Annotated in this window: 10 protein-coding genes; 8 read left to right on the top strand and 2 right to left on the bottom strand. The window is 62.4% G+C overall.

Features of this window, described 5'->3' with window-relative positions; translation table 11 throughout:
• Positions 1-16 precede the first annotated feature (16 nt).
• Positions 17-796 (top strand): DUF1295 domain-containing protein, encoded by a 780-nt coding sequence (locus VLT15_03450; GenBank protein ID HSR44273.1) that lies wholly within the window; start codon positions 17-19, stop codon positions 794-796.
• A 21-nt stretch (positions 797-817) separates the two neighbouring features.
• Here VLT15_03450 and rocD read toward each other — a convergent pair whose 3' ends face one another.
• On the bottom strand, positions 818-2023 hold the full coding sequence (rocD, locus tag VLT15_03445; protein HSR44272.1) for an ornithine--oxo-acid transaminase: 1206 nt from the start codon (positions 2021-2023) through the stop codon (positions 818-820).
• Between the two features lie 172 nt (positions 2024-2195).
• Here rocD and groES point away from each other — a divergent pair, with 172 nt between their 5' ends.
• Together groES and groL are read left to right on the top strand one after the other, a co-directional pair.
• Entirely contained in the window at positions 2196-2486 is a 291-nt protein-coding gene (gene groES, locus VLT15_03440) for a co-chaperone GroES (GenBank protein HSR44271.1), read from the top strand.
• A gap of 20 nt (positions 2487-2506) precedes the next feature.
• Complete coding sequence (gene groL, locus VLT15_03435; GenBank protein HSR44270.1) at positions 2507-4138, top strand: chaperonin GroEL; 1632 nt, start codon at positions 2507-2509, stop codon at positions 4136-4138.
• Between the two features lie 126 nt (positions 4139-4264).
• On the opposite strand, the gene VLT15_03430 is transcribed toward groL, so the two are convergent.
• Positions 4265-4885 (bottom strand): GNAT family protein, encoded by a 621-nt coding sequence (locus tag VLT15_03430; protein HSR44269.1) that lies wholly within the window; start codon positions 4883-4885, stop codon positions 4265-4267.
• A 26-nt stretch (positions 4886-4911) separates the two neighbouring features.
• Between VLT15_03430 and VLT15_03425 the strand changes: the two genes are divergently transcribed.
• From VLT15_03425 to VLT15_03405, 5 genes are all read left to right on the top strand, one after another.
• Positions 4912-5454, top strand: coding sequence for a CoA pyrophosphatase (locus VLT15_03425; GenBank protein ID HSR44268.1), 543 nt, complete (start codon positions 4912-4914; stop codon positions 5452-5454).
• 160 nt (positions 5455-5614) lie between these two features.
• A complete protein-coding gene (locus VLT15_03420) occupies positions 5615-6526 on the top strand; it encodes a DUF559 domain-containing protein (GenBank protein HSR44267.1) in 912 nt (303 codons plus the stop codon).
• 197 nt (positions 6527-6723) lie between these two features.
• Positions 6724-7380 carry a 50S ribosomal protein L25 gene (locus tag VLT15_03415; GenBank protein ID HSR44266.1) on the top strand — a complete coding sequence of 219 codons (657 nt, stop codon included), beginning with the start codon at positions 6724-6726 and terminating at the stop codon, positions 7378-7380.
• Positions 7343-7975 carry an aminoacyl-tRNA hydrolase gene (gene pth, locus VLT15_03410; protein ID HSR44265.1) on the top strand — a complete coding sequence of 211 codons (633 nt, stop codon included), beginning with the start codon at positions 7343-7345 and terminating at the stop codon, positions 7973-7975. The genes VLT15_03415 and pth overlap by 38 nt, the downstream gene beginning before the upstream one ends.
• Positions 7972-9168: a hypothetical protein gene (locus VLT15_03405; GenBank protein HSR44264.1), complete on the top strand. Its 1197-nt coding sequence runs from the start codon at positions 7972-7974 to the stop codon at positions 9166-9168. Before pth ends, VLT15_03405 begins: the two co-directional genes overlap by 4 nt.
• The last annotated feature ends 5 nt before the right edge of the window (positions 9169-9173 follow it).

Below are 9173 nucleotides of genomic sequence, written 5' to 3'. Positions count from 1 at the left end.
CCAGACGAGTGAAGGAATGTTCGACTCAACCGCATCTCTTCTCGGCCTTGCCGTTCTTGCCGCCATCACCCTCCTCGTTTGGGTGGCCAGCCTGGTGCGCCGGGATGCGGGGATCATCGACCTCTTCTGGAGTCTGACCTTCATAGTGGTCGCGGTCGTCTACGCGACGGCCACGGATGCTCCGGCAGGCGGACGAACCACCTTGACGCTGGCGTTGGTGACGGCGTGGGGGCTCCGATTGTCCGGACATCTCACTTGGCGCAACTGGGGGGAACCCGAGGACTTCCGCTATCGGCGCATGCGTGAGCGCGGCGGCCCGACCTGGCCTTACAGGAACCTGATCACAGTGTTCTGGGTCAACGCCTTCCTGGCCTGGCTGGTTTCCGCTCCACTGCTGGCCGGAGTCGACGGATCCGACGATCCTGGTCTTCTCGCCTTCGTCGGGATCGCCGTATGGGCGGTGGGTTTGTTTTTCGAAGCGGTCGGCGACTGGCAACTCTCGATCTTCAAACGGGACCCTTCCAACCATGGGAAAGTGCTCGACTCCGGATTGTGGGGATTGACACGTCATCCCAACTACTTCGGCGACTTCATGGTGTGGTGGGGCCTGTTCCTGGTCGCCGCGGATGCGGGCGGATGGTGGAGTATCTACGGCCCGATCGTGATGTCGGTTCTCCTGTTGCGCGTTTCCGGGGTGGCGCCGTTGGAGAAGAAGCTCGTGAAGGCCCGGTCCGGATACGAGGAGTACGTTCGGACCACCAACGCCTTCTTCCCCGGTCCAAAGAAGAGCCGGTGACCCCGTCCCGACCGCGCAAAGCTATGCCAGGGATTGCGCGATTCTCTCCAGGCCAAGCGCGAGGTCACCGCCGCTGATGGTCAGCGGCGGCGAGAATCGAATCGTCCGACCGTGCGTTTCCTTGGCCAACACACCGTTGGACGCCAACCGGGTGGTCACCTCTTTGCCCGTGGGGCCCCCGGCGGCGATGTCCACCCCGGCCCACAGGCCACGGACACGGATGTCGGCGATGGCCCGGGACTCGGCTGCTATCGAGGCGAGCCCGTCGGCAAAGATCCTCCCGAGTTCGACCGTTCTTGCCTGGATCTCGCCCTCGCCGAGAATCTCCACCACTTCCAGTCCGACTGCCGCTCCAAGGGGATTTCCACCGAAGGTGCTTCCATGCTGACCGGGGGAGAGGACGCTCATTATGTCCCAGTTCGCAACGACGGCTGAGACCGGGAGAATCCCCCCGCCGAGAGCCTTCCCGAGTATGTAGACATCGGGTGTGACGTCTTCGAGGTCGCATGCGAATGTGGCTCCGCTGCGTCCGAGTCCGGACTGGATCTCGTCGGCGATCATGAGCACTTCGTTATCGGAGCAGATCCGCCGAACGTCGCGCAACCAGCCGTCGGGCGGCAAGATCACGCCTGCTTCGCCCTGTATGGGTTCGAGCACGAAAGCCACCGTGTCTTCGTCGATTGCTGCCTCAAGGGCAGCGGCATCGCCGAACGGGATCGACACGAACCCCGGCGTATAGGGGCCGAAGCCGGTACGAGCATCCTCGTCGGATGAGAAGCTGACGATGGTGGTGGTCCGGCCGTGGAAGTTCCCGTCGCTGACGATGATCTTGGCACGATCGTGACCGACGCCCTTTCGAACGTAGCCCCATTTGCGGGCGATCTTGATGGCGGTCTCGACCGCCTCCGCGCCGGTGTTCATCGGGAGCATGGATTCCTTGCCGCACAAGGCGGTCAGTGCCTTCGCGAAAGGGGCCAACCTGTCGCTGCGAAACGCCCGGCTGGTCAGAGTCAGCGTTTCGAGCTGGTGTCGCGCCGCGGCGATGAGGCGCGGGTTCTGATGGCCGAAGTTGAGGGCCGAGTAACCGGCGAGGAAGTCCAGATATGCACGGCCGTCGACGTCATACACCCAGCTGCCCTCGCCGCGGGCAAGTACGACCGGGAGGGGTGCGTAATTGTGAGCGAGGTGGGTTGCTTCAGTATCCAGGAAGCCTTGGCTGAACGTCACTCAATGTCTCCTTCCCGGACGGATGGTCTGGTCCGGGCGCGGCGGAGACTAACTGACTGCGGGGCCTTCTCAGCCGCCGGACGGCGGACTAGCACTCATCGCGGGAGAGTGCTAACGTTGTTGGCACTCTCATACAGAGAGTGCTAACCCGCAATCTTTAGGAGGATTCGGCATGAAGCTTCAGCCTCTCGGCGACCGAGTGGTCGTCAAGGCGAAGGAGGAGGACGACGCGCGGACTCCTTCCGGCCTGGTGATTCCCGACACCGCCAAGGAAAAGCCGCAATTTGGTGAGGTTCTGGCCGTTGGGCCGGGCGCACTCAATGAAGATGGCGATCGCATGCCCATGGACGTGAGCAAAGGCGATGTTGTCGTGTATTCGAAGTTTGGTGGCACGGAGGTCAAGGTGGATGGGCAGGAATACCTGATCCTGTCATCACGCGACCTTCTCGCCATCGTCGGCTGAGACATAAGGAAGGATTCTGAATGGCTGCGAAGGAACTACGTTTCGATGAGGAGGCCCGTAGGGGCCTCGAGGCGGGCGTAAACAAGCTCGCCGATGTTGTAAAGGTGACGCTCGGCCCCAAGGGCCGCAACGTCGTGTTGGAGAAGAAGTGGGGAGCTCCCACGATCACCAACGACGGTGTCACCATCGCAAAAGAGATCGAGCTCGATGACCCATGGGAGAACATGGGTGCTCAGCTCGCAAAGGAAGTCGCCACCAAGACCAATGATGTCGCCGGTGACGGCACCACCACTGCAACCGTGCTGGCGCAAGCAATGGTCCGTGAGGGTCTGCGCAACGTCGCCGCCGGTGCGAACCCGATGGACCTCAAGCGCGGTATCGAGCAGGCGGTTGCCAAGGTCGTCGAGTTCATCGGCGAGTTCTCTCGCACGATCGAGACCAGCGACGAGGTCGCGGCCGTAGCCGCCATCTCCGCCGCCGACCCCACGATCGGCAAGAAGATCGCCGAAGCGATGGACAAAGTCGGCAAAGACGGCGTCATCACTGTTGAAGAAGGCCAGACCTTCGGAATCGAACTCGAGTTCACCGAAGGCATGCAGTTCGACAAGGGCTACATCTCGCCTTATTTCATCACCGACCCGGATCGCCAGGAAGCCGTTCTCGACGATCCCTACATCCTGATCGCCAACCAGAAGATCGGTTCGGTCAACGACCTGCTTCCGGTACTCGAGAAGGTCATGCAGACGGGCAAACCGCTCGTCGTGATCGCAGAGGACATCGAGGGCGAAGCCCTGGCAACCTTGGTCGTGAACCGCATTCGCGGCACCTTCTCGTCGGTTGCGATGAAGGCCCCCGGATTCGGTGAGCGTCGCAAGGCCATGCTGCAGGACATTGCGATTCTCACGGGCGGAACCGTCATCTCCGAAGAGGTTGGCTTGAAGCTCGAGGGTGTCACCGTTGACATGCTCGGTCGCGCTCGCCGCGTCGTGGTCACGAAGGACGACACGACGGTCATCGACGGCGCAGGCTCCGAGACCGATGTCGCCTCCCGCATCAAGCAGATCGAGCGTGAGATCGAGAACACCGACTCTGATTGGGATCGTGAGAAGCTCCAGGAGCGGCTCGCCAAACTGTCGGGTGGTGTCGTCGTGATCAAGGTCGGCGCGGCAACCGAGGTGGAGCTCAAAGAGAAGAAGCACCGCATCGAAGATGCCGTGTCCGCCACCCGTGCCGCAGTCGAAGAAGGCATCGTGCCCGGTGGTGGCGTTCCGCTGCTTCGTGCGCAGGTTGCTCTCGACAAGCTGCGCGGTGGCAACGACGACGAGAAGACGGGTCGGATCATCGTGCGCAGGTCGCTCGAAGAGCCGCTTCGCCAGATCGCAGTCAACGCCGGCTACGAAGGCGGTGTTGTCGTCGAGCATGTTCGCAACGGCGAGGGCCTCTTGGGGTTCAACGCTGCTACCGGCGAATACGAGGACCTGATGAAGGCCGGGATCATCGATCCTGCCAAGGTCACGCGTTCGACCGTCCAGAACGCAGCATCGATCGCCGCGTTGCTCCTGACCACCGAAGCTCTCATCGCAGAGCGCAAGGAAGACTCTCCAAGTCTTCCCGGCGGCGGACACGACCACGGCGGAGGCATGGACTTCTAGGAAGCGAGTGTCTCGCAACTAGCAACCGGTACAGAGAAGCAGGGGCCCAATGGGGCCCCTGCTTCGCGTTCGGGTGGTGGTGCTCCCGGAGCGCTCGGACCCGCCCGCACGAGACTCTCCTTGCGGTCAGGCACCCTCGACTGACGGTTGCTCGCCGGCGACCAGGTCGGCGATGTGCCGGCGCTGCCTGTCGAACTCGTGATCGAGCATGCTGTACACAGTGTGATCGAGCCACGAACCGCGTACTTTCAGCTCCTCCCGCAATATGCCCTCGCGCACGAAGTTGAGTTTCTCGGCGACCCTTTCACTGGCACGGTTGCCGACTGCGATTCGCAGCACGATGCGATGCATCTTGAGCTGGTCGAACCCCACCTGGGCCAGTCGGGCGGTTGCCTGGGTGGCGATTCCACGGGATGCTTGGTCCGATCGAACCCAGTACCCAATCTCGCCCGTTCGGAACCCTCTGGAGACGAACCAGATAGAGACGTTGCCGAGGTGGAGGCTCTCTTCATCCTGGCGATCGCGGATGCAGTAGTCGTAGGCGCGAGTCTCGCGCCAGGCCTTGATCGACTCGCGCACGAAGTGGGCGGCTTCGATTCGGCCGTAGCCGAGGTGTGCCCACGGCAACCACTCGTGGAGGTCGTTGATGGAGGCTCGAACCGCGCCGGTGAGGGCATCGACGTCACGCCGGCGAAAGGGCCTGAGTATGAGCTGGCCGGTGAATAACGGGTCTGGTTCGAGTTCCATTCGGAAAGAGCCTATCTGGTCGTACCATGGGGCGCCGCATGTGGGATCGACTTCCAGGAATCGAGACGGATGAACCGGCAGGCACTGGCTCGGACCGCGCCGCGGTGCTGGTACCACTCTTCGCGGACGAGTCGGGCGTCGTTCGGGTCATTCTGACGAAGCGGCCGATGACCATGCCGACTCACGCAGGCCACATCGCCTTCCCCGGCGGGCGCCCCGATCCGGAAGACAGCGGGCCGATCGCGACGGCGCTTCGCGAGGCTGAGGAGGAGGTCGGGATAGATCCGGCGTCGGTGGAGCTCTTGGGTTTCCTGCCGGTGATTCACACGGTCGAGTTCACGTTGTTCGTGGTGCCGGTGGTCGGTCGGATCCAGGGAGTGCCCGAGTTGCGTCCTTCCCCGCGGGAGGTCGAGAGGGTCTTCCTGCCCCGAGTCGCGGACCTCGCCGACGAATCTGCTTGGCGTTTCGAACTGTGGCAGGGCCGCAAGGTGTGGTTCTTCGATCTGGACGGCGAGGTTCTGTGGGGAGCCACCGCCAGGATGGTGCGGGACCTGGTGGGCCTCCACTGACTTCGGTTTTCTCAGCAATGGAATGGTTCTCCACGGTCAACAACATTGCCGAGAAAGGCCGACCGGATTTCTCAGCAATACTGTTGTCCTCCACGCGCATCAGGATTGCTGAGAAACCAAGGGTCTTCCGGGAGCCGTTTGTCCGTGGTATCTCCATTTCATGGATCGTGGCTTTGGAGCAACTGTTGACGACCTGATTGCCGCTCAGTACGGGGTCATCTCACGCCGGCAGCTCATCAACGCCGGCATCGGCCTTGGTGTTATCAACCATCGGATGCGGACCGGGGCACTTGTACCCGTCGATCGAGGCGTGTATCGGGCGAGGATGGCACCGCCGTCGGTTGAGCAATCTCTGATGGCGGCTGTTCTGGGCATCGGAGGCGCTGCTGTAGTCTCCCACCAGTCTGCAGCTCATCTATGGGGTCTTCTCAACCGGCGTCCCGAACAACCTCATGTGACCACATCCGCTGGGCGATGGCGACCCAAACCCTTCCACGTCCACCGTTCCACGGACCTTGCGGACTCACACATCACCAGTGTCCGCGGAATCCCGACGACCACTCCCGCTCGAACCGTGGTGGACCTGGGTGCATCTGCTCCGAGGATGGCCGTGGGGGCTTTCAACCAGGTCCTGCGCGATCGTCTCGTCACGTTGAATGAGTTTGAAACCCTGCTTGGTGATATTGGGCGGCAAGGTCGCGCCGGAGTCGGCGTGATCCGGAGACTCGTAGAGGAAAGGGCCAAGTGGGTGGGTACAAACGAAAGCGCTCTCGAAGATGAGTTTCGCCGGATTGTCGACAAGGCGCTGCTGCCGATACCGGTTGCTCAATACGAGATACGCGACGACTGGGGTGTCCTGATCGGACGGGTCGATTTCGCCTACCCTGAACGGCGTCTCGTGATCGAGCTCGACGGATACCGGTTTCACAGTGATCCGGAGGCGTTTGCCCGCGATCGCAATCGCCAGAATCGACTGCTCCTGGCCGGATATCGGATTCTTCGATACACGGCGACCGACCTTCGACAGAATCCCGATCGCGTTGTAGCCGATCTTGTCCGGTCCCTTGCCTGAGCTTTCTCAGCAATACTGTTGAGCTCAGAGGACAACAACATTGCCGAGAATCCCGAACCCGGCTTTCTCAGCAATACTGTTGTCGTCCACGCGCAATAGTATTGCCGAGAAACCGACTCATCAGGGTGTCGCGCTTTGCCTACGGCGGCCGTCCCGGGCATAATGCGTGGTCCCCCTTTTTCCCAAGGAGTCACCTCATGGAACTCACTCTGCGCGCCGAGACCGGTCGCCCCATGGGTAGCCGACCCGCGCGCCGGCTGCGTCGCGAGGGCCTTGTCCCGGCAACCGTCTACGGTCGTGAGGCCGAACCCGTGTCCGTCGCGGTTAACGCCCGCGAGCTCTACTCCGTGCTTCACACAGAGGCCGGCCTGAACGCTCTCATCACCCTTGACATCGAAGGCAGCGGCAGTTTGCTCACGATGGCCAAGGAAATTCAGAGGCACCCGTTCCGCTCCGAGTACTACCACGTCGATTTCCTGGCGATCTCTCTCACAGAGAAGGTCACCACCGACGTGACCGTGCACCTCGAGGGAGAACCTGTCGGTGTCCGCACCAGTGGTGGAATCGTCGAAACCCTCAGGAGCTCGGTGACAATTGAAGCTCTGCCCAGGGGAATTCCGTCTGCCATCGTCGTCGACATAAGCGACCTCGACATCGGTGACATCGTCAAGATCTCCGACCTACCCGTGTTGGAGGGTGTCGACTACCTCGACGATCCGGATGCCCCGGTCGTCACCGTTGCAATCCCGGCCGCGGTCATCTCCGAGGAAGAAGCGGAAGAGGGCCTCGAAGAAGGTGAAGAGGGTGAAGAGGCTGGTGAGTCTGCTGAGGCCGGGGAGAGCAGCGACGAGTAGTCGCGATCTGCTGACGCCGCCCCTGGTGGTTGTCGGGCTTCGCAATCCGGGTCGAAAGTACCAGGGCACCCGTCACAACGTCGGTGCTGAAGTCGTCGACATTCTGTCGGAGCGTTGGGCGGCGCCTTTCAAGGGCGGCCCGGGCCGGGTCAACGCCGAAGTCGCCGTTCACCGCCTCGAGCATCGACAGTTGGTGCTGGTCAAGCCGTACGCCTACATGAACGAGTCGGGCGGCTCCGTGGTGTCCGCTTTGCGCTATTTCAAGGCGGGCATCGAGGATTTGCTGGTCGTTCACGACGACATCGATCTACCGTTTGCGCGTCTCCGCCTGCATTCGGGCCGAGGGTCCGGTGGCCACAACGGCATCAAGTCGATCGTCGGCGCCACATCGTCTCAGGATTTCTGGCGACTCAAGGTCGGCGTCGGTCGTCCTCCGGGGCAGATGGATCCCTCCGACTTCGTGCTCCGTCCGTTTGGGCAGTCGGAACGGGAAGAGGTCGATTTCCTGGTACGCGATGCTGCCGACGTTGTCGAGCTCTTCCCGACCGACCCCGAGTCTGCCGTCGAGATGGCCTCACAGCGGCGTGCCCGATGACCAAACGGCCCGACAGGCTCCGGTTGTTGTTCGCAGGAATTGTCTTGCTCGGGCTGTTCAACGTGGCAGCTATCTGTTTCGGATCCGGTGCCTGGAAGGTCTTTACACACGCCGACGGCTTCATCATCATCGACTCGACCGGCGCCCTCTTCGGCACCACCGATGACGGCGACAGTTGGGAGCCGGCCCGGAGCCTCCCGCGCGAACGAACCAAATACAGTGATGAGGTCTGTCTCGGCTCGGGGGATTGCTATCGAATCAGAGCCGATCGACTCGGTATCGAAGTAGGCGGGGATGGCTCCTGGACGACTTCCTGGGAGTATCCAACGGGTCGTGTCGGCTATCTCGCCAGGCAACTCCCCGGCCCGTGCGGCGACGGACACGCAGACCTGGGACTGGCCGGCATGGCGCCGACCTACGAAGGCAGTCGTTGGCAGCTGGTGGTAGCGGCCGGCGCCGACGGCGTAATGGGCCTCGATTCCGACGGTGAATGGGTTCGAGATGTATACACGGTCCCCGCCCAGGAGGATGCCGGCCTGACCGACGTCTACCTCGTTCCGGAGTTGCTGACCACCGCCCTCGTACTGGCAGGTCTTGCGGTTGTCTTCGGGTTTCATGACCGCTCCGAGGTCGCCAGAGCGACTCTGGGAGCCTTCGTCGGATTCGCCGGCGCCGCCGGCGTCTGGATCGTCGCGCAGAACCTGGGGGTTCGTTCTGTACTGGGCCTGCTGTTGCTGGCGATGCTTCCCTTGGTCGGATTGGGCATATGGTGCAGCGGCCGATACTGCGACATCGCCGAAGTCATGGTCGGCGGCTTCCTCGGAGTCGGTGCCGCCGTCGGAGGGGCAGCCGTGGAGATGTCGCACGCCGATTTCAGTTTCGGCATCGTGCTCACCGTCATAGGTCTCATCGTCCTGGGTGCGGGCGGAGTGGCTGCCCGCGATCAGATCGGCAGGTGGCCGCTGGCGCTGTTGGATTGGCTGGTCCTGGTTGCGATTCTGGTAGTCGGTGCTGTGTTGGCCTTGGCGGTGTACCCGCTGTGGGTGTGGGGTTGGATCGGGCCGCGCCTGTTGGCAGATGGACTGGTGCTCGCAATAGCCCTCGTCACGGTTGCCGCAGCGCGCCGTCTCTGGATCCGCCGTGGCCATTTGGAGAACGCGGGAGCAACATCGCGATCCCTCCCGGCCCGATAGCCTGG

The organism is Acidimicrobiia bacterium, from assembly GCA_035471805.1.
Taxonomy (GTDB): domain Bacteria; phylum Actinomycetota; class Acidimicrobiia; order Spongiisociales; family JAHEDJ01; genus JAHEDJ01.
The sequence above is the reverse complement of the archived record's forward strand: the minus strand, read 5'-3'. Positions and strand labels throughout refer to the sequence as shown.

Bases quoted from the DNA above. Each gene is read 5' to 3' on its own strand.
- VLT15_03450 (HSR44273.1), top strand. From the start codon at position 17: ATGTTCGACTCAACCGCATCTCTTCTCGGCCTTGCCGTTCTTGCCGCC.
- groES (HSR44271.1), top strand. From the start codon at position 2,196: ATGAAGCTTCAGCCTCTCGGCGACCGAGTGGTCGTCAAGGCGAAGGAG.
- groL (HSR44270.1), top strand. From the start codon at position 2,507: ATGGCTGCGAAGGAACTACGTTTCGATGAGGAGGCCCGTAGGGGCCTC.
- VLT15_03430 (HSR44269.1), bottom strand. From the start codon at position 4,885: ATGGAACTCGAACCAGACCCGTTATTCACCGGCCAGCTCATACTCAGG.
- VLT15_03425 (HSR44268.1), top strand. From the start codon at position 4,912: ATGGGGCGCCGCATGTGGGATCGACTTCCAGGAATCGAGACGGATGAA.
- VLT15_03420 (HSR44267.1), top strand. From the start codon at position 5,615: ATGGATCGTGGCTTTGGAGCAACTGTTGACGACCTGATTGCCGCTCAG.
- VLT15_03415 (HSR44266.1), top strand. From the start codon at position 6,724: ATGGAACTCACTCTGCGCGCCGAGACCGGTCGCCCCATGGGTAGCCGA.
- VLT15_03405 (HSR44264.1), top strand. From the start codon at position 7,972: ATGACCAAACGGCCCGACAGGCTCCGGTTGTTGTTCGCAGGAATTGTC.